Annotated in this window: 20 protein-coding genes and 2 pseudogenes; 21 read left to right on the forward strand and 1 reads right to left on the reverse strand. The window is 72.6% G+C overall.

Features of this window, described 5'->3' with window-relative positions; genetic code table 11:
* The first annotated feature begins 2 nt into the window (after window positions 1–2).
* From prcB to hisF, 5 genes are all read left to right on the forward strand, one after another.
* Window positions 3–860 (forward strand): proteasome subunit beta, encoded by an 858-nt coding sequence (prcB, locus tag BN3788_RS15390; RefSeq protein WP_066588031.1) that lies wholly within the window; start codon window positions 3–5, stop codon window positions 858–860.
* Complete coding sequence (gene prcA / locus BN3788_RS15395) at window positions 857–1,570, forward strand: proteasome subunit alpha (RefSeq protein ID WP_066588037.1); 714 nt, start codon at window positions 857–859, stop codon at window positions 1,568–1,570. The genes prcB and prcA overlap by 4 nt, the downstream gene beginning before the upstream one ends.
* 46 nt (window positions 1,571–1,616) lie before the next feature.
* Entirely contained in the window at window positions 1,617–2,978 is a 1,362-nt protein-coding gene (gene pafA, locus BN3788_RS15400) for a Pup--protein ligase (protein ID WP_066588039.1), read from the forward strand.
* Window positions 2,979–3,052: 74 nt separating this feature from the next.
* On the forward strand, window positions 3,053–3,931 hold the full coding sequence (locus BN3788_RS15405; RefSeq protein ID WP_234346679.1) for an FKBP-type peptidyl-prolyl cis-trans isomerase: 879 nt from the start codon (window positions 3,053–3,055) through the stop codon (window positions 3,929–3,931).
* A 1-nt stretch (window position 3,932) separates the two neighbouring features.
* Window positions 3,933–4,703 carry an imidazole glycerol phosphate synthase subunit HisF gene (hisF, locus tag BN3788_RS15410; RefSeq protein WP_066588042.1) on the forward strand — a complete coding sequence of 257 codons (771 nt, stop codon included), beginning with the start codon at window positions 3,933–3,935 and terminating at the stop codon, window positions 4,701–4,703.
* 43 nt (window positions 4,704–4,746) lie between these two features.
* On the opposite strand, the gene BN3788_RS15415 is transcribed toward hisF, so the two are convergent.
* Entirely contained in the window at window positions 4,747–5,397 is a 651-nt protein-coding gene (locus BN3788_RS15415) for a TIGR03085 family metal-binding protein (RefSeq protein ID WP_066588045.1), read from the reverse strand.
* Window positions 5,398–5,491: 94 nt separating this feature from the next.
* Here BN3788_RS15415 and BN3788_RS15420 point away from each other — a divergent pair, with 94 nt between their 5' ends.
* The 16 genes and pseudogenes from BN3788_RS15420 to pyk all read left to right on the forward strand — a co-directional run bounded on the left by BN3788_RS15420 (window position 5,492) and on the right by pyk (window position 26,175).
* Window positions 5,492–7,381 (forward strand): ABC transporter ATP-binding protein, encoded by a 1,890-nt coding sequence (locus tag BN3788_RS15420; protein ID WP_066588047.1) that lies wholly within the window; start codon window positions 5,492–5,494, stop codon window positions 7,379–7,381.
* The gene (locus tag BN3788_RS15425; RefSeq protein ID WP_066588050.1) at window positions 7,378–9,201 is read left to right on the forward strand and encodes an ABC transporter ATP-binding protein; all 1,824 of its coding nucleotides are present in this window, start codon (window positions 7,378–7,380) and stop codon (window positions 9,199–9,201) included. The genes BN3788_RS15420 and BN3788_RS15425 overlap by 4 nt, the downstream gene beginning before the upstream one ends.
* 109 nt (window positions 9,202–9,310) lie before the next feature.
* Window positions 9,311–9,706, forward strand: a pseudogene (gene hisI / locus BN3788_RS15430) (phosphoribosyl-AMP cyclohydrolase); the annotation flags it as partial.
* A 216-nt stretch (window positions 9,707–9,922) separates the two neighbouring features.
* Window positions 9,923–11,467, forward strand: a pseudogene (locus BN3788_RS15435) (anthranilate synthase component I); the annotation flags it as partial.
* A gap of 34 nt (window positions 11,468–11,501) precedes the next feature.
* Window positions 11,502–12,167, forward strand: a complete 666-nt coding sequence (locus BN3788_RS15440) for a Trp biosynthesis-associated membrane protein (protein WP_082812975.1) — start codon at window positions 11,502–11,504, stop codon at window positions 12,165–12,167.
* A gap of 98 nt (window positions 12,168–12,265) precedes the next feature.
* Window positions 12,266–12,586 carry an HGxxPAAW family protein gene (locus BN3788_RS15445; RefSeq protein ID WP_066588053.1) on the forward strand — a complete coding sequence of 107 codons (321 nt, stop codon included), beginning with the start codon at window positions 12,266–12,268 and terminating at the stop codon, window positions 12,584–12,586.
* Between the two features lie 182 nt (window positions 12,587–12,768).
* Entirely contained in the window at window positions 12,769–13,305 is a 537-nt protein-coding gene (locus tag BN3788_RS20015; RefSeq protein ID WP_159066910.1) for a DUF4190 domain-containing protein, read from the forward strand.
* 24 nt (window positions 13,306–13,329) lie between these two features.
* On the forward strand, window positions 13,330–13,821 hold the full coding sequence (locus BN3788_RS15455) for a DUF2752 domain-containing protein (protein WP_234346680.1): 492 nt from the start codon (window positions 13,330–13,332) through the stop codon (window positions 13,819–13,821).
* A gap of 46 nt (window positions 13,822–13,867) precedes the next feature.
* Window positions 13,868–14,506, forward strand: coding sequence for a DUF4190 domain-containing protein (locus BN3788_RS19390; RefSeq protein ID WP_147525148.1), 639 nt, complete (start codon window positions 13,868–13,870; stop codon window positions 14,504–14,506).
* A 123-nt stretch (window positions 14,507–14,629) separates the two neighbouring features.
* Window positions 14,630–15,442 (forward strand): indole-3-glycerol phosphate synthase TrpC, encoded by an 813-nt coding sequence (gene trpC, locus BN3788_RS15465; protein ID WP_066588064.1) that lies wholly within the window; start codon window positions 14,630–14,632, stop codon window positions 15,440–15,442.
* Window positions 15,439–16,719 (forward strand): tryptophan synthase subunit beta, encoded by a 1,281-nt coding sequence (gene trpB, locus BN3788_RS15470; protein ID WP_066588067.1) that lies wholly within the window; start codon window positions 15,439–15,441, stop codon window positions 16,717–16,719. The genes trpC and trpB overlap by 4 nt, the downstream gene beginning before the upstream one ends.
* 2 nt (window positions 16,720–16,721) lie before the next feature.
* Window positions 16,722–17,555 (forward strand): tryptophan synthase subunit alpha, encoded by an 834-nt coding sequence (gene trpA, locus BN3788_RS15475; protein ID WP_082813067.1) that lies wholly within the window; start codon window positions 16,722–16,724, stop codon window positions 17,553–17,555.
* Window positions 17,552–18,445, forward strand: coding sequence for a prolipoprotein diacylglyceryl transferase (gene lgt, locus BN3788_RS15480; RefSeq protein WP_066588069.1), 894 nt, complete (start codon window positions 17,552–17,554; stop codon window positions 18,443–18,445). The genes trpA and lgt overlap by 4 nt, the downstream gene beginning before the upstream one ends.
* A gap of 151 nt (window positions 18,446–18,596) precedes the next feature.
* On the forward strand, window positions 18,597–23,168 hold the full coding sequence (gene gltB, locus BN3788_RS15485) for a glutamate synthase large subunit (RefSeq protein ID WP_066588072.1): 4,572 nt from the start codon (window positions 18,597–18,599) through the stop codon (window positions 23,166–23,168).
* Entirely contained in the window at window positions 23,161–24,645 is a 1,485-nt protein-coding gene (locus tag BN3788_RS15490) for a glutamate synthase subunit beta (protein ID WP_066588076.1), read from the forward strand. The genes gltB and BN3788_RS15490 overlap by 8 nt, the downstream gene beginning before the upstream one ends.
* 93 nt (window positions 24,646–24,738) lie before the next feature.
* Window positions 24,739–26,175 (forward strand): pyruvate kinase, encoded by a 1,437-nt coding sequence (pyk, locus tag BN3788_RS15495; protein ID WP_066588079.1) that lies wholly within the window; start codon window positions 24,739–24,741, stop codon window positions 26,173–26,175.
* Window positions 26,176–26,236: the final 61 nt, after the last annotated feature.

Raw genomic sequence — 26,236 nt, forward strand, 5'->3', positions numbered from 1 at the left:
CGATGGGCACGGACCACACCGCCTCCCCGGGGCGTCTGCCGGGCGCGTTCATGACGCCGGGCTCCTCGTCGTTCGTCGAGTTCTTGCAAGGGCATGCCCCTGCGCTGCTGCCCGGGCGGGGTGCGCAGACGTCGGGTGAGGGCCCGCTCGCGCCGCACGGCACCACGATCGTCGCCCTGACCTTCGATCGGGGCGTCATCATGGCCGGGGACCGCCGCGCCACGATGGGCTCGATGATCGCGCACCGCGAGATCGAGAAGGTCTTCCCCGCAGACGAGTTCTCCGCCGTCGGGATCGCGGGCACGGCAGGGCTGGCCGTCGAGCTGGTCCGCCTCTTCCAGTTGGAGCTGGAGCACTACGAGAAGATCGAGGGCACGCTGCTCTCGCTCGACGGCAAGGCCAATCGGCTGTCCACGATGATCCGCGGCAACCTGGGGCTCGCCATGCAAGGGCTGGCGGTGGTGCCGCTGTTCGCGGGGTACGACCTCGACCGCGACGCGGGGCGGATCTTCTCCTACGACGTCACGGGCGGCCGGTACGAGGAGCGGGACCACCACAGCGTCGGCTCGGGCTCGGTGTTCGCGCGCGGCTCGCTGAAGAAGCTCTGGCGGCCCGGCCTGGACGCCACGGCGGCGGTGCGGGTCGCGGTAGGCGCGCTGGTGGACGCCGCGGACGACGACTCCGCGACGGGCGGGCCCGACGAGTCCCGCCAGATCTTCCCTGTGATCGCGAGCGTGACGGCAGCCGGCTACGTCCGGGTGCCCCACGACGAGCTGGGGCGCATCGTGGAGGACGTGCTGGACGAGCGTCGCGCGCAGCATCGCCGCGACCGCCGCGAGACGGAGGACTCCGACCGATGAGCATGCCGTTCTACGTCTCGCCCGAGCAGCTCATGAAGGACCGGGCCGACTACGCGCGCAAGGGCATCGCCCGCGGCCGGTCGGTCGTGGTGCTGCAATACGAGGACGGGATCGCGTTCGCCACGGAGAATCCGTCCCGTGCCCTGCACAAGATCTCGGAGATCTACGACCGGATCGCGTTCGCGGCGGTCGGCAAGTACAACGAGTTCGAGAACTTGCGGGTCGCGGGCGTGCGCTACGCGGACCTGCGCGGGTACTCCTACGACCGCAAGGACGTGAACGCCCGGGGGCTGGCGAACGCGTACGCGCAGACGCTGGGCACCGTGTTCACCACCGAGTCCAAGCCCTTGGAGGTCGAGCTCGTCGTCGCGGAGGTGGCGGACACCCCGGCGGGCGACCAGATCTACCGGCTGTCCTATGACGGCTCGGTGGCCGATGAGCACGGATACGGCTACGTGGTGATGGGCGGCCAGGCTGAACGCCTCGGAACCGTGCTCGCCGAGGAGTGGCGGGCGGGGATGTCCTTGCCCGAGGTGCTCTCGGTGGCCGTGAAGGTGCTGGGCTCGACCGGTGAGGGCGAGCCGCAGACGATCCCGGCCAGCCAACTCGAGGTCGCGGTGCTCGACCGCACGCGTCCGAGGCGCGCGTTCCGGCGGTTGACCGGCCCGGTGCTCGAGGATCTGCTCGCGGTGGCGCCGCCGAGCGCATGAGCCGTCGGCTCGCACGCAGGCCAGTCTGACCACAGGGGGGCGAACGATGGACCGTCGGATCTTCGGGCTGGAGACGGAGTACGGCGTCACGTGCGCGTCGGACGATGGGCGTGGCCTCTCCGCCGACGAGGTCGCGCGCTACCTGTTCCGCAAGGTCGTCTCGTGGGGCAGGTCGTCGAACGTCTTCCTGCGCAACGGCTCACGGCTGTACCTCGACGTCGGCTCGCACCCCGAGTACGCGACGGCCGAGTGCGACGACGTGCGGCAGCTCGTCGCGCATGACCGGGGCGGCGAGCGGATTCTCGAGGGCCTGGTGCAGGACGCCCAGCAGCGGCTCGAGCATGAGGGGCTGACCGGCCGGATCCACCTGTTCAAGAACAACACGGACTCGGCGGGCAACTCCTACGGCTGCCACGAGAACTACCTGGTGCGACGGCAGGGCGACTTCGCGCGGCTGTCCGACGTGCTCGTGCCGTTCCTCATCACGCGGCAGGTGCTCACCGGCGCCGGGAAGGTGCTCACCACCCCGCGCGGCGCCGTGTACTGCCTCTCGCAGCGCGCCGACCACATCTGGGAGGCGGTGTCGAGCGCGACGACGCGATCGCGGCCGATCATCAACACGCGCGACGAGCCGCACGCCGACGCCGAGCACTACCGGCGGCTGCACGTGATCGTCGGCGACTCGTCGATGTCGGAGACGACCACCCTGCTGAAGGTGGGCTCGACGGACCTCATCCTGCGGATGATCGAGGCGGGCATGCCGATGCGGGACATGGCCCTGGAGAACCCGATCCGCGCGATCCGCGACATCAGCCACGACATGACGGGCATGCGGCCCGTCGTGATGGCCAGCGGGCGCACGGTCACGGCCGTCGACCTGCAGGAGGAGTACCTAGCGCGGGTCAAGGACTTCGTGGACCGCGAGGTCGGCCCCACGCCGGTGGTCAAGCAGGTGATCGACCTGTGGGAGCGCGGGCTGCGAGCGCTGCGCACCGGCGACCTGGCGCTCGTGGAGCGCGAGCTCGACTGGGTGATCAAGTACCGGCTGATCGAGCGCTACCGCGCCAAGCACGGCCTCGACCTGTCCGATGCCCGCGTGGCACGGCTCGACCTGGCGTACCACGACATCTCCCGCACCGAGGGCCTGTACAACCTGCTCGCGGCGCGCGGCCTCGTCGAGCGGGTCACCACGGACCTGGAGGTCTTCGAGGCGACGGCGGTGCCCCCGCAGACCACCCGGGCGAAGCTGCGCGGCGACTTCGTGCGCAAGGCGCAGGAGGCCCGCCGGGACTACACGGTCGACTGGGTGCACCTCAAGCTCAACGACCAGGCGCAGCGGACTGTCCTGTGCAAGGACCCCTTCCGCAACGTCGACGAGCGCGTGGAGAGGCTCATCGAGTCCATGTGATCGTCGTGGACCCCCGCAGGGCGCTCGGCGCCCGCCCCGTACAGTGGGGGCGGATCCACGACGGAAGGACGACTGTGCGACGTCACGTTGTCGCGTGCTTCGCGGCCGCGATGCTGCTGCTCACCGGCTGTGTCGCCGCGCCGGACGACCCGCCGGAGGTGGTGGTCACCGGCACGTCTGGCGAGCAGCCCACGGTCACGTACCGCACGCCGCTGGCGGTGAGCGAGACGATCACCCAGGAGGTCTGGCCCGGCACCGGCCCCGAGCTGGTCGAGGGCAGCCCGGTGCTCGTGGACTTCTGGCTGGAGAACGCCACGGACGCGAGTGTCGTCACGGAGAGCTACTCGACGAACCCCACGCCGCGAGTCCTCACGGCGGAGGACCTCGGCAAGGACCTCTACGAGATGCTGCGCGGGCAACGCGTCGGCGCGCGGCTCGTGCAGGTGAGCCCGGCGCCCGGGAGCGGCGCGGCCAACTACCCGACCGTCACGGTGATCGACGTGCTGAACACCCGCGCCGACGGCGAGCCGGTGGCGCCGCGCGAGGACCTGCCCGCGGTGACGCTGGCGGAGAACGGCGCCCCGTCGATCGCCCCGTCGGCCACCGAGCCGCCGTCCGACCTGGTGGTCCAGCCGCTGCTGCGCGGAACGGGCCAGCAGGTGGCCGAGGGCGACACGATCACGGTGCAGTACACGGGCTTCTCCTGGACGTCCGGCGAGCCGTTCGACACGAGCTGGACCAACGGCGTGCCGTGGACCTTCCGGCTCGACAGCGTGCCCGCGTGGTCGGCGCTCGTGGAGCAGCCGGTCGGCAGCCAGGTGATGCTCGTGGTGCCCCCGAGCTACCCGATGCGGGCGACCGAGAGCGAGGAGCTCGCCGGCCAGACCATCGTGTTCGTGATCGACATCCTCGCCACGGGCCCCGCGTCCGGCTCCGGCGGGACGGGAGGCTGACATGGCTGTCGCGCTGCGGGTCATCCCGTGCCTGGACGTGGACGCGGGCCGCGTCGTCAAGGGCGTCAACTTCGAGAACCTGCGCGATGCCGGGGACCCGGTGGAGCTCGCGCACCGCTACGACGCCGAGGGCGCCGACGAGCTCACGTTCCTCGACGTGTCCGCGTCCTCCGGCAACCGTGAGACCACCTACGACGTGGTGCGCCGCACCGCCGAGGAGGTCTTCGTCCCGCTGACGGTCGGCGGCGGCGTCCGGTCCACCGACGATGTGGACCGGCTGCTGCGCGCGGGCGCGGACAAGGTGGGCGTCAACACCGCGGCCATTGCGCGCCCCGACCTGATCGCCGAGATCGCCCAGCGGTTCGGCAGCCAAGTGCTCGTGCTCTCCGTCGACGCGCGGCGCGTCACGGGTGACGTCCGCACCGACTCGGGCTACGAGGTGACGACGCACGGCGGCCGCACCGGCACCGGCATCGACGCCGTCGAGTGGGCCGCTCGCGCCGCGGAGCTGGGCGCTGGGGAGATCCTGCTCAACTCGATGGACGCCGACGGCACCACCGCCGGCTTCGACCTCGAGATGTTGCGGGACGTGCGGCGCGAGGTGCGGGTGCCGCTGATCGCGAGCGGGGGAGCGGGGACGCCCGAGCACTTCGTGGAGGCCGCGCTCGCCGGGGCCGACGCCGTGCTCGCCGCGAGCGTGTTCCACTTCGGCGCGCTGACGGTGGCGCAGGTCAAGGACCACCTGCGGGGCGCCGGGATCACCGTCCGTTAGGGCGCCGGGATCACCGTCCGCTAGGACGCCCGGCGCTGGGCCGTCAGCCGCCGGGCAGCGTGACGCGCAGCGCCTCGACCGCGTGCGGCGCGCCGTCGAGCGTCACGCGGGCCGCCTCGCCGCGGCCGAAGACGTGCAGCACCAGCTCGCCGACGTCTCCGCGCACCACCACAGTGCCCTGGTCGCCGGTGGGCCTGCGCACCGCGCGCCGGACGCCGTCGGGGCGGACGAGCACGACGCCGGCGCCCGAGCGGCGGTAGGCCAGCGGCGCCATGCGCAGGAGCTGGCGCCACAGCGCCTCCGTCCGGTCGGCGTCGAGCTCGCGGGGCTCGACCTCGCCGTCGCCGCGGCGCACATCCTCGGTGTGGACGAAGAACTCGAGCACGTTGGCGAGCTCGCCGCCCCAGGCGAGCGGGTGCCAGCGGCGGGGGCCCTCGGCGATCTGCTCGAGGAGGGCCTCGAAGCCCGGCGCGGTGGCGCCCTGCGCGGCGGCGTCCTCGATGGCCTGGTCGGCGCGCTCGGCCAGCGGACCGCCCCCGAGCCCGGCAGGCACGACGAGCGAGCGCTCGCGCAGCACGACGTGCGCGGCCAGGTGGCGGGTGCGCCAGCCGGCGCACAGCGTGGGCGCGTCGGGCCCGGCATCGGACAGTGCCTGGACCAGGTCTGCGCGCTCAAGCGCGTGCCACGTCGTCATGCGCGCATCGTCCCACGTCACGAGCCCTCGCGGGCTGCTGTCGGTGCTGCGTGAGAGGATCCTCAGACCCCGCCCGCCCCATGGAAGGACCGTTGTGCCCGCGCGCCCCGCAGCACCGCGTCAGGTCGCGCTGACCGGATCCCTCGCCCGACGATCGGCCCTCCTGCTCTGGCGGGGCATCGCCTCCCAGCCGCGCACGTACGTCCTGGCCATCGGCACGTCGGCGGTGTTCGGAGCCTCGACGGTCGCGGTGAGCAGCGTGCTGGGCGTCGTCACCGACGACGTGGTGGTCCCCGCGCTCGACGGCTCCGCCGAGGCGCGGGCGCAGATCTGGCTGGCCGGGCTCGCGCTCGTCGCCGTCGCGATCACCCTGGCGCTGAGCGTCGCCGGCCGCCGGGTGTTCGCGGGCATGGGCGTGGCCGACCAGCAGGCGGGCTTCCGCACCAAGGTCACCCGCCAGTACCTGCGGCTGCCGATGTCGTGGCACCGGCGCCACCCCACCGGGCAGCTGCTGTCGAACGCGAACGCCGACGTCGAGGCCGCCACGTCCGTGTTCAACCCGCTGCCGTTCGCGCTGGGCGTGGTCGTGATGATCGGCGTCGCGGCCGTGCAGCTCCTGCGCACCGACGTGTGGCTCGCGCTGGCCGCCCTGATCGTGCTCCCGCTGGCCATGATCGCGAACGTGGTCTTCGAGCGCAGGATGTCCCCGGCGGTCACCCGGGCCCAGCAGCTCCGCGCGGAGGTCTCGGATATCGCGCATGAGAGCTTCGAGGGCGCCCTGCTGGTCAAGTCGCTCGGCGCGGAGGACCGTGAGGAGCGCAGGTTCACGGCGAGCGCGCAGACGCTGCGGGACGCGAACATCCGGGTCGGGGTGATCCGCGCGTTCTTCGACCCGACCATCGACGCGCTGCCGGGCCTCGGGACCCTGCTGCTCCTGCTGGTCGGCGCGGTGCGGGCCGCCGACAACGCTGTGAGCACCGGAGACATCGTCTCCGCGGCGTACTTGCTGACCTTGATGGCCGTGCCGGTGCGCGCGTTCGGCTGGGTGCTCGGCGACCTGCCACGGGCCCTGGTCGGCCACGACCGGGTCTCCCGGGTGCTCGACTCGAGCAGTGCGCTGGAGCCGGGCGAGGCCGAGCTGCCCCGCTCCGCCGAGGGAGCCCGGGTCTCGCTGCGCCACGTGGGCGTGAGCGTGCCGGCTGGCGGCGGCCTCGCGGAGCTCTTGGCCGACGTGGACCTCGACCTCGCTCCGGGGCGCACGGTCGCGCTGGTGGGCCCCACAGGCTCCGGCAAGACGACGCTGGCCTCGATGCTCAGCCGGCTGATCGACCCGTCGAGCGGCGTGGTCGAGATCGACGGCCACGACCTGCGCTCGCTGCGCGCGGAGGCGATCACCTCGCAGGTGGCGCTCGTGGCGCAGACGACCTTCGTGTTCGAGGACACCGTGCGGGGCAACGTGTCCCTGGCAGACGTGGACGAGCCCGGGGCTCCGAGCGACGAGGAGGTCTGGGCGGCGCTGCGGCTCGCCCGGGTGGACGACGTGGTTCGAGCGCTTCCAGGCGGGCTGGACGCGCAGCTCGGCGAGCGCGGGTCGAACCTGTCCGGCGGCCAGCGGCAGCGACTCGCGCTGGCCCGAGCGCTGGTCCGCCGGCCGCGGCTGCTCGTGCTCGACGACGCCACCTCGGCGGTCGACCCCGGCGTCGAGCAGCAGATCCTCGCCGGGCTGCGCGCGGCGGCCTCCGCCGACGAGGGCGCGGTGTCGCCGACGGTGCTGATGGTCGCGTACCGGATGTCCTCGGTGAGCCTCGCCGACGAGGTCGTGCACCTCGAGGGCGGCCGTGTGGTCGACCGGGGCACGCATGCCGAGCTGCTCGCGCGCGATCCCGGGTACCGCGAGCTGGCCACCGCCTACGAGCAGGAGTCGGCCCGCCGGGCGGCGGAGCTCGACGAGCCCGCCGGCCTGCCGACCGGAGGACCCCGATGACCGGCCCCACCGCGCCGCAGGAGGCCGACCACCGCATCGGCGCCTCGACGCTCGGCGTCTGGGGCACGCTGCGGCGCGGCGTGCAGGTCTCCCCGGAGCTCCTCGACGGCATCGCGCTCACCCTGCTGCTGGCGCTGCTCGCCGCGACGGGGCGCATCGTGGTGCCGATCGCGGTGCAGCAGACCATCGACAGCGGCATCCTGTCCGCCGGCGGCCCCGATGTGCGGCGTGTGGCCACGCTCGTCGCCCTGGCCGTGGTCGGGCTGCTCCTCGGCGCCGTCTGCTCGGCCCTGGTCAACGTGCGGCTGTTCCGGGCCAGCGAGCGCGGGCTGCTGGCCCTGCGGGTGCGGGCGTTCCGCCATGTGCACGACCTGTCGGTGCTGACCCAGAACACCGAGCGGCGCGGGTCGCTGGTCTCGCGCGTCACCTCGGACGTCGACACGATCTCGATGTTCGTGCAGTGGGGCGGCATCATGCTGCTCGTCTCGATGCTGCAGCTCACCGTCGCGACAGCGCTCATGGCCGTCTACTCCTGGCAGCTGACGATCCTCGTCTGGCTGTGCTTCCTGCCGCTGATGGTGGCGCTCGGACCGCTGCAGAAGCGGGTCAACGCCGCGTACACCGCAGTCCGCGAGCAGATCGGCGCGATGCTCGGCGCGATCTCCGAGGCCGTCGTGGGCGCCGAGACGATCCGCGCGTACGGCGTGCAGGCCCGCACGCAGCGCAAGATCGACCGCGCGATCCGCGGCACGCGCAACGCCATGGTGCGCGCGCAGAACACCGTCGCGCTGGTGTTCTCCAGCGGGGTGCTGGTCGCGAACCTGGTGCTCGCGGCCGTCGTGGTCGGCGGCACGCACCTCGGCATCGCGGGCGACTTGAGCGTGGGGCGGCTGCTGGCCTTCCTGTTCCTGGTGCAGCTCTTCACCGGCCCCGTCCAGATGGCCACCGAGGTGCTCAACGAGCTGCAGAACGCTGTGGCGGGCTGGCGGCGGGTGCTGGCCGTCATCGAGACGCCGGTGAGCGTCGTCGACCCCGGCCCCGACGCGCCGAGATCGCCGCGCGGCCCCGCAGCCGTCACGTTGCGGGACGTGGGCTTCGCCTACCCGGGCGGCCCCCCGGTGCTGCACGGCGTGGACCTCGAGCTGCCCGCCCGCACGTCCGTGGCGGTGGTCGGCGCCACCGGCTCGGGGAAGACCACCATGGCCAAGCTCGTCGGGCGCCTCATGGACCCGACATCGGGCCAGGTGCTCCTCGACGGGGTGGACGTGCGCGACATCGGGCTGGCGAACCTGCGCGAGCGGGTCGTGATGGTGCCCCAGGAGGGGTTCCTGTTCGACACGACGCTCGGGGAGAACATCGCGCTGGGGATGCGCGGCGTCGACGCGCCCACCCCCGAGGTGTGGGAGCCGGCCGCACGAGGCGCCCTCGTGGAGCTGGGCCTGGGCGAATGGCTCGACGAGCTCCCGCAGGGGCTGCGCACGCCGGTGGGCCAGCGCGGGGAGTCGCTGTCGGCAGGGGAGCGCCAGCTCGTGGCCCTCGCGCGGGCACACCTGGCCGGCGCCGACCTGCTCGTGCTGGACGAGGCCACCTCCGCGGTCGACCCGGCGACGGAGGTGCGCATCGCCCGCGCGCTGCGCTCGCTGACCCAGGGCCGCAGCACGCTGACGATCGCGCACCGGCTGTCCACCGCCGAGGCCGCCGACCTGGTGGTCGTGGTCGACGCGGGGGAGGTCGTCGAGGTGGGCACGCACCATGAGCTCGTCGCGCGCGGCGGAGCGTACGCGGGGATGCACGAGAGCTGGGTGTCCCAGACCCGTTGAGCCGCCCGCGCTCGACGCCCGGGCCGCTCGCCGGATCCCCGGCGGCGTCGGGCGTCCGGGCGGCGGACGACGGCGACGGGCGCGCGTGCCCGCGTGGGAAGATCCATGGGTGCCCGCATCGACCCCGCCCGCCACGGACCCGACTCCCGCAACCGGCCTCGACCCCGCCGTGGCCGCCCGCCTGCGGCGCGATGCCGCAGGCCTGGTCGCCGCCGTGGTGCAGCAGCACGACACCGGCGAGGTGCTCATGGTCGGCTGGATGGACGACGAGGCGCTGCACCGCACGCTGACCTCGGGCCGCGTCACGTTCTGGAGCCGGTCGCGCCAGGAGTACTGGCGCAAGGGCGACACGTCCGGCCACGCCCAATACGTGAAGTCGGTGAGCCTGGACTGCGACGGCGATGCGCTGCTCGTCCGCGTCGACCAGGTCGGCGCGGCCTGCCACACCGGCACGCGCACCTGCTTCGAGGCGGGCGGCGACCTGCCCGCCGTCGTGGGCTGGCGCCCAGAGCCGACCGCCGACAGCACCCGTCCTGTCCCGCCCCACCCTCGAGGAGCAGGTGTCTGGCTCTTTTCTCTCTACTCCGCTCCCCGCTCACTTGGGTTTGTTTTTTCCAAGCCGAGAGGGCCCATAGGTTTTTGCTGGCGGTCTGGGGGGCGGGGAGATGTGTAAAAGAGCCAGCCCTGGGGGGGAAGGGGGGGCGCCCCCGCCGTCCCCGCCGCGACGACAGCCGTCGAGGTTCCCTGGGGCGCGACGTGGCCGGCTCTCGAGGAGTTCCGCGCCCTCGCCGCCGAGCGCCGCGTGGTGCCGGTGGTCCGGCGGCTGCTCGCGGACGACGTGACGCCGGTGGGCCTGTACCGGACCCTCGCGCAGGGCCGGGCGGGGACGTTCATCCTCGAGTCCGCTGAGTCGGACGGCGCCTGGTCGCGGTACTCGTTCATCGGCGTGCGGTCCCGCGCGACGCTGACGGCGCGTGACGGCCGCGCGGTGTGGCACGGCGACGTCCCGGTGGGGGTCCCGCTCGAGGGTGATCCCGTCGAGGTGCTCGGCGCGACGCTCGAGGTGCTGCGCACCCCCACCGTGCCGGGCCTGCCCCCGCTGACCGGTGGCCTCGTGGGCGCCCTCGGCTGGGACGTGGTGCGGCACTGGGAGCCGACGCTGCCCGCGCGGGCCCCCGAGGAGCTCGGCGTGCCGGAGCTGACGATGTGCCTGGCGAGCGACCTGGCCGTCGTCGACCACCACGATGGCTCGGTGTGGCTGGTCGCCAACGCGATCAACTTCGACGACACCGACGAGCGGGTCGACGAGGCGCACGCCGACGCGCTGGACCGGCTGGACGCGATGCAGCAGGGCCTGCTGAGCCCGGCGCCCCCTGCGGCGTCGGAGCTGGTGGACGCCCCCGAGCCGGCCCTCGAGTTCCGCACGTCACGCGAGGACTTCGAGACGTCCGTGCGCACCGGCCAAGAGGCCATCCGCGACGGCGAGGTCTTCCAGGTGGTCCTCTCGCAGCGCCTGGACCTGGAGTGCGCCGCGGACCCGATCGACGTCTACCGCGTGCTGCGGACCATCAACCCCAGCCCGTACATGTACTACCTGCAGCTCGAGGACGCGGACGGCGCCGGGTTCGCGGTGGTCGGGTCCAGCCCGGAGACGCTGGTCAAGGTGACCGACGGACGCGTCGTGACCTTCCCCATCGCGGGTTCGCGGCCGCGTGGCGCCGATCCGGACCACGACAAGCAGCTCATGGACGAGCTGCTGGCCGACCCGAAGGAGCGCGCCGAGCACCTGATGCTGGTCGACCTCTCCCGCAACGACCTGGTCAAGGTGTGCGAGCCGGCCAGCGTCGAGGTGGTGGAGTTCATGGAGGTCAAGCGCTTCAGCCACATCATGCACATCTGCTCGACGGTGGTCGGGCGGCTGCGCGAGGGCGCCACCGCGCTGCAGACCCTGATGGCGACGTTCCCGGCGGGCACCCTCTCCGGCGCCCCCAAGCCCCGGGCGATCGCGCTGATCGACGAGATCGAGCCCGCTCGTCGCGGGATCTACGGCGGCACTGTGGGCTACTTCGACCTCGCGGGCGACATGGACATGGCGATCGCGATCCGCACCGCGCTGATCCGCGACGGCCGGGCCAGTGTCCAGGCCGGTGGGGGCATCGTGGCCGACTCGGTGCCCTCCCTCGAGTACGAGGAGTCGCGCAACAAGGCGGCCGCGGCGGTCCGTGCCGTGCAGGTCGCGTCGCGGCTGCGGGCTGTGCGGCGATGACGACCTCCCGGCCGCGTCGTGCGGGTGAGGCGCGATGAGCACCCGACCTGAGCACGTCTCCGAGGCGTCCGCGCCGGGCACTGGCCCCAGGCCCGAGCCGGCGATCACGGCAGGCGCCTCGGGTCGTCGGCGTGCCGGGCGCGGCCAGGCGGCGCTGCTGCTCCTGCTGCTCGCCGCGCTCACCGCGCTCAGCGCGGTCCCCGTCTGGCTGCGGAGCGCCGGGGCCTCGGCCCTCCAAGGCGAGGTCGCCGTCGACGTGACCGGCGCGCAGGCGGCGCCGGGCGTCGTGGCCGCCGCAGTGGTGCTGCTGGCGGCAGTCGGGGCGACAGGCCTGGTGGGGCGCGCCGGACGCTGGGTGGTGGTCGCCGTCGTCGCTCTCGCCGGCGCCATCGTGCTGGCATCCACCGTGGGCGCGCTCACGGACGCCGCGGGCATCGCGGAAGCCGCGGCCGCCGAGCTGACCGGCGTGGGCGCGCTGGCCGGGCCCGCGCGTCTCACCGCGTGGCCGTGGGCGGCGCTCGTGGTGGGCGTCGCCGACCTCGGGGGCGCGGTCTACGTCGCGGTGATGTCGCGCGGCTGGCCGAGCCCGACGCGCAGGCACTCCGCCCCCGGCGCCACCGGCCGGGTGGAGGCGCGCGCGGAGCCGGATGACGACCAAGCCGCGTGGGACTCGCTGACCCGTGGCGACGACCCCACCTGAGGCTTCTCCAACGTGTGGGGCCCGCGCCCAGCGCGCCGGTCTCCGTGCTGGTCCGATAAGGTGTCCAGCAGAATCTCTGACCCGAAAGGCGCCGTCACATGGCCGAGCAGACTGTCGAACGTCGTCCCGGGAGCGGTGCCCCGACGGGTTCCACATCCGAGGAGACGGTCACCCTTCCCCTCACCACCCCGCCGACGAACCACGGGCACACCAACGCCTCGTGGACCCTCGTCGTCTTCGTGCTCGTCGGCTTCACCGCCGCGGGCCTCGCGCTCGTCTTCGCGCAGCCGTGGCTCTTCTGGACCGGGATGGCCGTCGTCGTGCTCGGCGTCATCGTCGGCAAGGTCATGCAGATCCTCGGCCACGGCCAGGGCGGAGCCGCAACGCTCGCCAAGCAGGCGGAGCACGGCGCACACTGAACTCAAAGGGTTGCCGCGAGGAGCCCAGCCCCAGGTGGGCGAGTGATTCGCAGCGACGTGTCGGGCTGTGCGGGCTGGGCATCGGCACTAGGCTGCCCGCGCGGCAAGGCGCACCTGCCCTGCCGGAGTCAGACCGTTCCTTACCGATGGTGCGTGCCGTCGGTGTGACCTCAGGAGACATGATGTCGACCCCGAACGAGCCGCAGAACCCGTACGGCGCAGGTGACCAGCCCGAGCAGCCCGGCGGCACGCCGCAGCAGCCCGGTGGCGGCCAGTACCCGCCCGCGCCCCAGCAGCCGCCGGCCCCGCAGTACCCGTCCGCCCCGCAGTACCCGGGCGAGGCCCAGCAGCCCGGCGGCACGCCCTACCCGGCCGCCCCGCAGTACGGCGGCGCCGGCCAGTACCCCGGCGGCGGCTACGGCCAGCCCGCCTACGGCTACCCGAAGAACAGCCTCGGCGTGTGGTCGCCGGTCCTGGGCCTGGTCGGCATCTTCATCTGCGGGTTCTTCACCGGCATCCCCGCCGTGATCGTCGGGTCCAAGTCGAGGAAGGCCGTCGCCGCAGGCGAGGCGAACAACGGCGGCATGGCGCTCGCGGGCATCATCCTGGGCTGGGTCGCGATCGCGTTCTCGGTGCTGAGCATCATCTTCCTCCTCGCGATCGGCGGCCTGTCCGGCTGGGAGGACATGGTCAACGACATGGGCAACACCACCTACTGAGCCTCCTCACCGAGCCTCGGCGGCATGTCCGACCTCCAGCCCAGCCCGCTCCCGGATCCGGGAGCGGGCTGGGCTGCGTCCGGGGCGCCGCAGGAGCGCGGGGCGTCGCGTGGTCGGCTGGAGCGGATGCTGGCCCCCGGGGCCGTGGCGCTCGCCATCGCCGTCGGCACCGCATGCGTGGCGCTCGTGGACCCGCACACGCCCGGCCAGTACGGCGTGTGCCCGCTGCTCGCGCTCACCGGGCTGTACTGCGCCGGATGCGGGGGCTTGCGCGCCACGCACGACCTCGCGACCGGCGACCTGGCCGGGGCCTGGGCGATGAACCCGCTGTGGGTCCTGGCCGTACCGCTGGTCGCGGTGCTGTGGGGGCGCTGGGCTCTGCGTCGATGGCGTGGCACGCCACGCCCGGTCTCCGCCCGGTCCCAGCTGTGGCCCGCCTGGCTGTTCCTCGTGGTCGTGCTCGGCTACTCGGCGCTGCGGAACGTGCCTGATCTCGCCCCGTGGCTGGCGCCCTGAGGCCTAGGCTCACAAGACCGTCCAGGACCACAGAGAGATGCGTGCGATGAGCGACAACCCGAACCAGCCCGCCGACGACGCCGACGGCGCCGAGCCGCAGCAGCCCGCACAGCCGCCGTATCCCGGCGCGCAGCAGCCGGACGCCTCGCAGCCGCCGGCGCCGGGCCAGCCGCTCAGCACGCCGCAGCCCGACGCCGCCCAGCAGCCCGACGCCGCCCAGCAGCCCTACTCCGGACAGCAGCCCTACGGCGCCCAGCCGCCCTACTCCGGCCAGCAGCCCTACGGCGCGCAGCAGCCCTACCAGGGCCAGCAGCCCTACGGCGCCCAGCAGCCCTACCCGGGCCAGCAGCCCTACCCGGGCCAGCAGCCCTACCCGGCACAGCAGGGGTATGGGTACGCGGCTCCCTACGTGTACCCGCGCAACGACCTGGCGGTGTGGTCGCTCGTCCTCGGCATCGCGTCGTTCGTGTTGGGCTGCCTGTTCTTCACGGGCATCCCCGCCATCATCGTCGGCAAGAAGGCGAAGGGCGCGGCACTGGCCGGGGAGGCGAACAACGCGGGGCTGGCCACTGCGGGCGTGGTGCTCGGGTGGATCTCGATCGGGATCAGCGTGCTGATCCTGCTGTTCGCCGTCGTGCTGCCGCTGATCTTGGTCGGAGCCAGCAGCAACTCGTACGGCTACTGACCCCATGCGGCCAACCTGCGGGTCCACAGGTTGGCCGCTGGTCGGTGCCGTGCGGACTCGCCTCTACGATGGCAAGGGATGAGGCCGTCGACCTGAACGGTGACGGGTGCCGAAGGGGGAGACATGACAGTTCTCGACGACATCGTCGCCGGTGTGCGGCTGGACCTCGCCGCGCGCGAGGCGGCCACACCGCTGGTGGCTCTCAAGGAGCGCGCCGCTCGGATGCCCGAGGCCAAGGAGTGCCTCGCGCGGCTCCGGGTCGAGGACGCGGTCACCGTGATCGCCGAGGTCAAGCGCTCGAGCCCGAGCAAGGGAGCCCTCGCGTCGATCGCCGACCCCGCCGCCCTGGCCGCGGAGTATGAGAAGGGTGGCGCCGCCGCCATCTCGGTGCTCACCGAGCAGCGCCGGTTCAACGGGTCGCTCGCGGACCTGGACTCGGTGCGCGCGGCCGTCGACATCCCGGTGCTGCGCAAGGACTTCGTGGTCACCCCCTACCAGGTGTGGGAGGCGCGCGCCCACGGGGCGGACCTCGTGCTCGTGATCGTGGCGGCGCTGGAGCAGACGGTGCTGACGTCGCTCGTCGAGCGCATCCACTCGTTGGGCATGACCGCGCTGGTGGAGGTGCACGACACCGAGGAGGTCGCCCGTGCCGCCGACGCCGGCGCCCGGGTGATCGGCGTGAACGCGCGGAACTTGAAGACCCTCGACGTGGACCGCGGCACGTTCGCGCGCGTCGCCCCGTCCATCCCGGCGGGCATCGTGCGCATCGCGGAGTCCGGGGTGCGCGGCCCGCTCGACGTGATGGACTACGCGCGCGCCGGGGCCGACACCGTGCTGGTGGGGGAGGCGCTCGTCACGGACGACGCGCCGCGCGAGTCGGTGGCCGACCTGGTCGCCGCTGGGGCGCACCCGTCGCTGCGGGCGGTGCGGCAGTGAGCGCCGACGCGCAGCAGCGCGGCCCGCTGGGCACGCACGCCGGACCGTACTTCGGCCAGTTCGGCGGACGCTTCGTGCCCGAGGCGCTCATCGCGGCGCTCGACGAGCTGGAGACCGAGTACCACAAGGCGCTGGCCGACCCGGCGTTCGGCCAGGCGCTCGCCCGCCTGCACCGCACGTACACGGGCCGCCCGAGCATCCTCACCGAGGCGCCCCGGTTCGCCGAGCACGTCGGGGGCGGCGCCCGCGTCTTCCTCAAGCGCGAGGACCTCAACCACACCGGCTCGCACAAGATCAACAACGTGCTGGGCCAGGCGTTGCTGGTCAAGCGCATGGGCAAGAAGCGGGTCATCGCGGAGACGGGCGCGGGGCAGCACGGCGTGGCCACCGCGACGGCGGCCGCGCTCATGGACCTCGAGTGCACGATCTACATGGGCGAGGAGGACACCCGGCGCCAGGCGCTGAACGTCGCCCGGATGCGGCTCCTGGGCGCCGAGGTCGTCCCTGTGACGATCGGGTCGCGCACGCTCAAGGACGCCATCAACGAGGCCTTCCGCGACTGGGTCGCCAACGTCGACACAACCCACTACCTGCTGGGCACCGTGACCGGGCCGCACCCGTTCCCCGAGATGGTGCGCGACTTCCACAAGGTCATCGGCGAGGAGGCCAAGGCCCAGCTCGCTGAGGAGATCGGCCGCCTGCCGGACGCTGTCGCCGCGTGTGTCGGCGGTGGGTCCAACGCCATGGGCGTCTTCAACGCGTTCCTCGACGACCCGGGTGTCCGGCTGTACGGGTTCGAGGCGGGCGGCGAGGGCATCGCCAGCGGGCGCCACGCGGCCCGATTCAGCGGCGGCTCGCCCGGCGTGCTTCAGGGAGCGAAGTCCTACCTGCTCCAGGACGAGGACGGGCAGACACTGCCCAGCCACTCGATCTCCGCAGGCCTCGACTACCCGAGCGTCGGCCCTGAGCACGCGTGGCTGCACGAGATCGGGCGCGTCGACTACCGGCCCGTCAGCGACGTCGAGGCGATGGACGCGTTCCGGCTGCTGTGCCGGACCGAGGGCATCATCCCCGCGATCGAGTCCGCCCACGCGCTCGCCGGCGCGATCCAGCTCGGCGCCGAGGCGAGGGCCTGGACGGTCGCCGGCGGCAGCGAGCCCGTCATCCTCGTGAACCTCTCGGGTCGGGGCGACAAGGACGTGGCCACCGCGGCCGAGTGGTTCGGCCTGATCGACGCCGACGCCGTCCCGAACCTCAACGAGGGGACCCAGCTGTGAGCCTGACCACCACCCGTCTGCGCACGGCGGGCCTGCTCAGCAGGCTCGCGGCGGGCGAGGACGGCGCTCCCGGCCGCGCCGCTCTCATCGGTTACCTGCCGCTCGGATTCCCCGACGTCCCCCGCTCGGTCGATGCGGCGGTGGCGATGGTCGAGGCCGGCGCGGACGTGGTCGAGCTGGGCCTGCCGTACTCCGACCCCGGCATGGACGGCCCGACGATCCAGCACGCCGCCGAGCGCTCGCTCGCTGGCGGGACCCGGGTCCGGGACGTCTTCGGCGCCGTCGAGCAGATCGCGGCCACGGGCGCCCCAGTGCTCGTCATGACGTACTGGAATCCGGTGCTGCGCTACGGGGTCGACGCCTTCGCCCGCGACCTGGCCGCTGCCGGCGGCGCCGGCCTCATCACCCCCGACCTCATCCCCGACGAGGGGGCCGACTGGATCGCGGCCTCGGAGCGGCACGGCCTCGACCGGGTCTTCCTGGTCGCGCCGAGCTCTACCCCCGAGCGGCTCGCGTCGACCGCGGCCGCATGCTCGGGCTTCGTCTACGCCGCCTCCACGATGGGCGTCACGGGCGAGCGCGCGACCGTCGGCACGCGCGCCGAGCAGCTGGTCGCTGACACCCGTGCTGCTGGCGCCGAGCACGTGTGCGTCGGGCTGGGCGTGTCCCGGCCCGAGCAGGCGGCCGAGGTCGCGCGGTACGCCGACGGGGTGATCGTCGGCTCCGCCCTCGTGCGGGCGTTGCAGGAGTCGGAGTCGGACCCCGCCCACGGGCTGGACCTCCTCGCAGAGGTCACCGCCGGGCTCGCCGCCGGGGTGCGGGGGGCGCGCCGGTGACGACGCTCGCGGCGTTGGTCGCCCCCGCCGCCATCCCCAGCCCTTCCGTGGCCGTCTGGCATCTCGGGCCGTTCCCGCTGCGCGCGTACGCGCTCGCGATCCTCGCGGGCATCGTCGTCGCCGTGCTCATGACCCAGCGGCGCTGGGTCGCCCGTGGCGGGAACCCCGACGACGTGCTGGAGATCGCCTTCTGGGCGGTGCCCTTCGGCATCATCGGCGGGCGGATCTACCACGTGTTCTCCTCACCGGACCAGTACTTCGGCAAGGGGGGCGACCCGTGGAGCGCCTTCGCCATCTGGGAGGGCGGGCTCGGCATCTGGGGCGCCGTCGCGTTCGGCGCGGTGGGCGCGTGGATCGGCTGCCGGCGGCAGGGGGTGCGGCTCGCGTCCTTCGCCGACGCCGTCGCGCCTGGGCTGCTGGTCGCGCAGGCCATCGGGCGGCTCGGCAACTGGTTCAACCAGGAGCTGTTCGGCTCGGCCACGACGCTGCCCTGGGGGCTGCGCATCGACGACGCGCACCTGCCGCTCGGCTATGAGTCGGGCACGCTGTTCCACCCGACGTTCCTGTACGAGCTGCTGTGGAACCTCGCGGGCGCCGCGCTGCTCATCTGGCTCGACCGGCGGTACCGGCTGGGCCACGGCCGGGTGTTCTGGCTGTATGTGGTGATCTACACCGCGGGGCGCCTGTGGATCGAGCTGCTGCGCATCGACCCGGCGGAGATGATTGGGCCCTTCCGCCTCAATGTCTGGACGTCGATCGTGGTGGGGCTCGGTGCGCTGGTAGCGTTCATCCTGGTCGGACGTCGGCATCCTGGACGCGAGACGAGCCTCCTGTTGCGGACCCCCGCGGCGCAGGAGGACGAGGAGAACGCATCGGAGTCCACTCGCTGACCGCGGTGGACGGATGCACGTTCCTCACAACGACGATGTGACCCACCTCGCATGAGGGGATATCGTCGCGTGACGTTTGGGCCAATGGCGACCCCGCGTTCCCTCCATGTTGTCGCTACGCCCCGAACTCGGGGTTCTGAGGACGGTGCTGATGTCCACGTCGCCCGTGACCCCCGGCATGCTGCGCGCGCCGGTGTCGCAGGGTCTCTATGACCCCGCAGCCGAGCACGACGCCTGTGGGTTCGCGTTCGTCGCGACCCTGCGCGGCACTCCCGGCCGTGACATCGTCGACGCGGGCCTGACCGCGCTGCTCAACCTGGACCACCGCGGCGCCGTGGGCGCGGAGCCGGACTCGGGCGACGGCGCGGGCATCCTCACGCAGATCCCCGACGCTTTCCTGCGGGACGTCGTCGACGCCGAGCTGCCTCCGGCCGGCCACTACGCCATCGGGATGGCGTTCCTGCCGGTCGAGGCCGGCGAGCAGGCCGCAGCGGTCCGGGCCATCGAGGCCATCGCGATCGAGGAGAAGCTCGACGTCCTGGCCTGGCGTGACATCTCCGTGACGGCTGACCTGGTGGGGCCCACGGCCCGCGCGTCGATGCCGGCCTTCAAGCACCTGGTCGTGGCCGACCCCTCGCGGGAGCTGTCGGGCCTCGAGCTCGACCGTCGCGCGTTCCGGCTGCGCAAGCGGGCCGAGCGCGAGCTGGGCGTGTACTTCGCGTCGCTGTCGGCGCGCACGCTCACCTACAAGGGCATGCTCACCACGGCGCAGCTCGAGCCGTTCTTCGCGGACCTCTCGGACCCCCGCTACGCGAGCGAGCTCGCACTCGTGCACTCGCGGTTCTCCACCAACACGTTCCCGTCCTGGCCGCTCGCGCAGCCGTTCCGGATCGTGGCGCACAACGGCGAGATCAACACGGTGCGCGGCAACCGGAACTGGATGGCGGCCCGCGAGGGGATGCTGTCCAGCGAGCTGCTGGGCGACCTGGCCCCGCTGCTGCCGGTGTGCACCCCGGGCGGCTCGGACTCCGGCAGCTTCGACGAGGTGCTCGAACTGCTGCACCTGGCCGGCCGGTCGCTGCCGCACGCCGTGATGATGATGATCCCGGAGGCGTGGGAGAACCACGCGCAGATGGACCCGGAGCGGCGCGCGTTCTACGAGTACCACTCGACGCTGATGGAGCCGTGGGACGGCCCGGCGGCGATGACGTTCACGGACGGGACGCTCATCGGCTCGGTGCAGGACCGCAACGGCCTGCGTCCCGGCCGGTACTGGGTGACCGAGGACGGCCTCGTGGTGATGGCCTCCGAGGCGGGCGTGCTGGACCTCGACCCCTCCACGATCGTGCGCAAGGGCCGGCTCGAGCCGGGCCGCATGTTCCTGGTGGACACCGGCAAGGGCCGGATCATCGACGACGAGGACGTCAAGGCGCAGCTCGCCGCCCAGCGCCCGTACGCGGACTGGGTCCGGGAGAACTCGATCTACCTGGACCAACTCCCCGAGCGCGAGCATGTGGCGCACTCGTCGGCCTCGGTGCGCCGCCGGCAGCGGGCCTTCGGGTACACCGAGGAGGAGCTCAAGATCATCCTGGGCCCGATCGGGGCCACGGGCGCGGAGCCGCTCGGCGCGATGGGCTCCGACACCCCGGTGGCGGTGCTGTCCACCCGCCCGCGGCTGCTGTTCGACTACTTCACCCAGATGTTCGCGCAGGTGACGAACCCGCCGCTGGACGCTATTCGCGAGGAGCTGGTCACCGCGATCGGCGGGGCGATCGGCCCCGAGCCGAACCTGCTGGAGGACGTGCCCGAGCATGCGCGCAAGCTGGTGCTGCCGTTCCCGGTGATCGACAACGACGCGCTCGCGAAGATCGTCCGCATCGACAAGGACCCGAGGCTCGCGGGGATCTTCCGCTCGGTCATCGTCCGGGGCCTGTACAAGGTCGACGGCGGGGGAGCGGCGCTGGAGCGCCGACTCGAGGAGATCTTCGCCGAGGTCGACCGGGCCGTGGCCGAGGGCGTGAGCTTCATCGTGCTCTCGGACCGTGACGGCGACGCCGACCTGGCCCCGATCCCGTCGCTGCTGTTGTCCAGCGCGGTGCACCACCACCTGCTGCGGCGGCGCAGCAGGACACAGGTCTCCCTCGTGGTCGAGGCTGGCGACATCCGCGAGGTGCACCATGCCGCGCTGCTGATCGGCTACGGCGCCGCGGCGGTCAACCCGTACCTGGCGATGGAGACGGTCGAGGACCTGGCCCGCAGCGGCTACCTGCCGGGCGTCGCGCCCGAGCAGGCCGTGCGGAACCTCATCAAGGCGCTCGGCAAGGGCGTCCTCAAGGTCATGTCGAAGATGGGCATCTCGACGATCGCGTCCTACCGCGGCGCCCAGGTCTTCGAGGCCATCGGCCTGTCCCACGCGCTCGTCGACAGGTACTTCACGGGCACCACGAGCCGGCTCGGCGGCGTGGGCCTGGACGTCATCGCCGCCGAGGTCGCGGCGCGCCACGCCGACGCCTACCCGGCGAGCGGCAACCGCCAGCCGCATCAGCGGCTCGCGGTGGGCGGCGAGTACCAGTGGCGCCGCGACGGCGAGGAGCACCTGTTCGACCCGGAGACGGTCTTCCGGCTGCAGCACTCGACGCGCACACGGCAGTTCGACGTGTTCCGCGAGTACTCGAAGCGGGTCGACGAGCAGTCCTCGCGGCTGATGACGCTGCGCGGGCTCCTGAAGTTCAAGGACGGCGAGCGCACGCCGGTGCCGATCGACGAGGTCGAGCCGGTCAGCGAGATCGTCAAGCGGTTCAACACGGGCGCCATGTCCTACGGCTCGATCTCGGCCGAGGCGCACGAGACGCTCGCGGTGGCGATGAACAGCATCGGCGCGCGCTCGAACACGGGCGAGGGCGGCGAGGACCCGGAGCGGCTGCACGACCCGGAGCGGCGCAGCGCGATCAAGCAGATCGCCTCGGGCCGGTTCGGCGTCACGTCCGAGTACCTGACGTTCGCCGACGACATCCAGATCAAGCTCGCACAGGGCGCCAAGCCCGGCGAGGGCGGCCAGCTCCCGGGCCACAAGGTGTACCCGTGGGTCGCCAAGACGCGGCACTCGACGCCTGGCGTCGGGCTCATCTCGCCGCCTCCGCACCACGACATCTACTCGATCGAGGACCTCGCGCAGCTCATCCACGACGCGAAGAACGCGAACCCGCGGGCCCGCATCCACACCAAGCTCGTGAGCGAGTTCGGGGTCGGGACGGTCGCCGCCGGGGTCGCCAAGGCGCACTCGGACGTCGTGCTGATCTCCGGCCACGACGGCGGGACGGGCGCGAGCCCGCTGACGTCGCTCAAGCACGCGGGCACCCCGTGGGAGATCGGCCTCGCGGAGACCCAGCAGACGCTGGTGCTGAACAACCTGCGGGACCGTGTGGTCGTGCAGGTGGACGGCCAGCTGAAGACGGGTCGCGACGTGGTGGTCGGCGCGCTGCTGGGCGCCGAGGAGTTCGGCTTCGCGACGGCGCCGCTGGTGGTGTCCGGCTGCGTGATGATGCGCGTGTGCCACCTGGACACCTGCCCGGTGGGCGTCGCCACGCAGAACCCCGAGCTGCGGGAGCGGTTCACGGGCAAGCCGGAGTTCGTGGTGACGTTCTTCGAGTACATCGCCCAGGAGGTCCGCGAGATCCTCGCGAGCCTCGGCTTCCGCACGCTGCTGGAGGCGGTGGGGCGTGTCGAGCTGCTCGACACCCGCACCGCGATCGAGCACTGGAAGGCCGAGGGCCTCGACCTGGGCCCGGTGCTGGCGGTGCCGGAGCCGGTGGAGGGCTCGGCCCTGCACCACACCCGCGACCAGGACCACGGGCTGGCCCGGGCGCTCGACAACGAGTTCATCTCGCTCGCGGCGGATGCGCTCGAGCACGGGACGCCTGTGCAGATCTCGCTGCCGGTGCGCAACGTCAATCGCACCGTCGGGACGATGCTCGGCCACGAGGTCACCCGCCGGCACGGCGGCGCGGGCCTGCCCGACGGCACGATTGACGTGACGCTGACGGGCTCCGCCGGGCAGTCGTTCGGGGCGTTCCTGCCGCGTGGCGTCACGCTGCGGCTGTTCGGCGACGCGAACGACTACGTCGGCAAGGGCCTGTCCGGCGGCCGGATCGTGGTGCGGCCGGACCGCAACGCGGTGCTCTCGGGCGGCAACAACGTCGTCGCGGGCAACGTGATCGGCTACGGCGCCACCTCCGGCGAGCTGTACGTGAGAGGGCTCACCGGCGAGCGGTTCGGCGTGCGCAACTCGGGGGCGACGCTTGTCGTCGAGGGCGTCGGCGACCACGGCTGCGAGTACATGACCGGCGGCACGGTGCTCGTGCTCGGGCCCACGGGACGGAACTTCGCCGCGGGCATGTCCGGCGGCAGCGCCTACCTGCTGGACGCCGACCCGGCACTGCTCAACACGACGGCGCTGGCCTCGGGGGAGCTGGCTCTCGAGCCGCTCGACGACGAGGACGCCGCCATCGTCGATGACCTGCTCCGCCGACACCTGGCGGAGACCTCCTCCCCGGTGGCCGAGGAGCTGCTGGCCGACCCGGCCGCGACGCGCGCGCGGATCACGCGGGTCCTGCCCACCGAGTACGCCCGCATGCGCCGTGCGCTCGCCCAGGCCGAGGCAGACGGCCTCGACCCGGCAGCGCCCGGTGTCTGGAACGAGATCCTGGAGGTGGCACGTGGCTGACCCGCATGGCTTTCTGAAGGTGCGGGAGCGCGAGCTGCCCGCCAACCGCCCCGTCCCCGTGCGCCTGATGGACTGGCGCGAGGTCCACGAGCACCGCGCCGGGCATCCCGAGGACACTGCGGTGCTGACCCGTCAGGCGGGCCGCTGCATGGACTGCGGCATCCCGTTCTGCCACAACGGCTGCCCGCTGGGGAACCTGATCCCCGAGTGGAACGACCTGGTGTGGCGCGAGCAGTGGGCGGACGCGAGCGAGCGCCTGCACGCGACGAACAACTTCCCGGAGTTCACCGGGCGGATCTGCCCCGCGCCCTGCGAGACGAGCTGTGTGCTGGGCATCAACCAGCCGCCGGTGACGATCAAGAACGTCGAGGTCTCGATCATCGACGAGGCGTTCGACCGCGGGTTCGTGCAGCCGCAGGTGCCGCAGCGCCTCACCGGCCACACGGTGGCCGTGGTGGGCTCGGGGCCGGCCGGGCTGGCCGCCGCCCAGCAGCTCACCCGGGCCGGCCACACTGTGGCCGTCTTCGAGCGGGACGACGCGATCGGCGGACTGCTGCGCTACGGGGTGCCGGACTTCAAGCTCGAGAAGCGGCACATCGACCGCCGGCTCGAGCAGATGCGCGCCGAGGGCACCCGGTTCCGCCCGGGTGTGGAGATCGGCCGCGACCTGTCGTGGGACGACCTGCGCGCCCGTTTCGACGCCGTGGTCGTCGCCACCGGAGCCACCGTGCCGCGTGAGCTACGCGTGCCGGGCTCCGAGCTCGACGGCGTGCACGTCGCGATGGACTACCTGCACCAGGCGAACGCCGTGGTCGCGGGGCATTCCGTGCCCGACCAGATCACCGCCACCGGCAAGCACGTCATCATCATCGGCGGCGGGGACACCGGCTCGGACTGCCTCGGCACGGCACTGCGCCAGGGCGCCGCGTCGGTGACCACGCTCGCGATCGGCAAGCGTCCGCCGACGGAGCGGCCCGAGAGCCAGCCGTGGCCCACGGACCCGATCCTCTTCGAGGTCTCGAGCTCGCATGAGGAGGGCGGCGAGCGCGACTACCTCGCGTCCACCGTGGCGTTCCTCGGCGGCGAGGGCGACGAGGCGGGGCAGGTCCGCGCGCTACGGCTCGCCACCACGGAGTACCTGCCCGACGGCCGGCGCGTGCCCACGCCCGGCACCGAGCGGGACATCCCCGCCGACCTGGTGCTCATCGCGATGGGCTTCACCGGGCCTGAGACGGGCGACCTCGTCGAGCAGACGGGCATCGCGCTCACCGCGCGCGGACTGGTCGAGCGCTCGGACGACTTCGCGACGTCGGCGCCCGGCGTGTTCGTGGCCGGCGACGCCGGGCGCGGGCAGTCGCTCATCGTCTGGGCCATCGCCGAGGGCCGCGCAGCCGCCGCGGCCGTCGACACCTATCTCGCAGGGAGCACCGAGCTCCCTGCTCCGGTCACGGCCCGCACCATGGCGCTGCGACCGTAATTCCCCAGATCAACGTCGTAACCGGTCGGTGGGAACGCGGGCCGGGACGTTCGGTCCCGAACCAGTTCCCCACGAAAGGCCTAGGCTTGCCTCATGCGTAGAGCAAAGATCGTCTGCACCATTGGACCCGTCACGGAGTCCGCCGAACAGATCCAGGCGCTGGTCGACGCCGGCATGGACGTCGCCCGCCTGAACCGTAGCCACGGTGACACTGACGTGCACCGCAAGGTCTACGAGAACGTGCGCGCCGCCGCCCAGGCGTCGGGCCGTTCCGTGGCCGTGCTGGTCGACCTGCAGGGTCCCAAGATCCGCCTGGGCCGTTTCGCCGAGGGCAAGCACGAGCTGGCCGAGGGTGACATCTTCACCATCACCACCGAGGACGTGCCCGGCACCAAGGAGCTCGTCTCCACCACGCACAAGGGCCTCCCGAACGACGCCCGCGTGGGCGACCCCATCCTCATCGACGACGGCCGCGTGCTCGTGCGCGTCACCGAGGTGGACGGCCCCCGCGTCGTCACCCGCGTCGAGGTCGGCGGCCCGGTCTCCAACAACAAGGGCCTGAACCTCCCGGGCGTCGCGGTCTCCGTGCCCGCGATGAGCGACAAGGACGAGGCGGACCTCCGCTGGGCCATCCAGATCGGCGCCGACATCATCGCGCTGTCGTTCGTGCGCAGCGCGGCCGACTACGACGACGTCCGCCGGATCATGGAGGAGGAGGGCCGGATCCTCCCCGTCATCGCCAAGATCGAGAAGCCGCAGGCTGTCGAGAACCTGGTCGAGATCGTCGCCGCGTTCGACGGCATCATGGTCGCCCGTGGCGACCTCGGCGTGGAGCTGCCGCTCGAGCAGGTCCCGCTGGTGCAGAAGCGCGCCGTCGAGCTGGCCCGCCGTTCGGCGAAGCCCGTCATCGTCGCCACGCAGGTGCTCGAGTCGATGATCTCGGCTCCGCGCCCGACGCGCGCCGAGGCCTCCGACTGCGCCAACGCGGTGCTCGACGGCGCGGACGCGGTCATGCTCTCGGGCGAGACCAGCGTCGGCGACTACCCGATCGAGGCCGTGCGCACCATGGCGCGGATCATCGAGAACACCGAGGAGCTGGGCCGGGAGCGCATCGCGCCCCTCGGCTCGACGCCGCACACGCGTGGTGGCGCCATCACGCGTGCCGCCGCCGAGATCGGCGAGACGGTGGGCGTCAAGTACCTGGTGACGTTCACGCAGTCGGGCGACTCGGCCCGCCGCATGTCGCGTCTGCGCTCGTCGATCCCGCTGCTCGCCTTCACGCCGGAGCGCCAGGTGCGCAACGTGCTGTCGCTGAGCTGGGGCGTGCAGTCCTACGAGGTGCCCTCGGTCGAGAGCACCGACGCGATGGTCAAGCAGGTCGACACGACGCTGCGCGCCAACGGGCTCGCGGAGGTCGGCGACTACGTCGTCGTCGTCGCGGGCACGCCGGTGGGCGAGGTCGGCTCGACGAACTCGATCGTCGTGCACAAGATCGGTGACGAGGACGGCGGCTCGGGCCGCATCGCCTGATCACCCGCTCACGCAGACGCAGGCCCCCGGGATCCTTCCCGGGGGCCTGCGTCGTGTGATG

It is taken from the genome of Cellulomonas timonensis, from assembly GCF_900046455.1.
GTDB classification, from domain to species: domain Bacteria; phylum Actinomycetota; class Actinomycetes; order Actinomycetales; family Cellulomonadaceae; genus Cellulomonas_A; species Cellulomonas_A timonensis.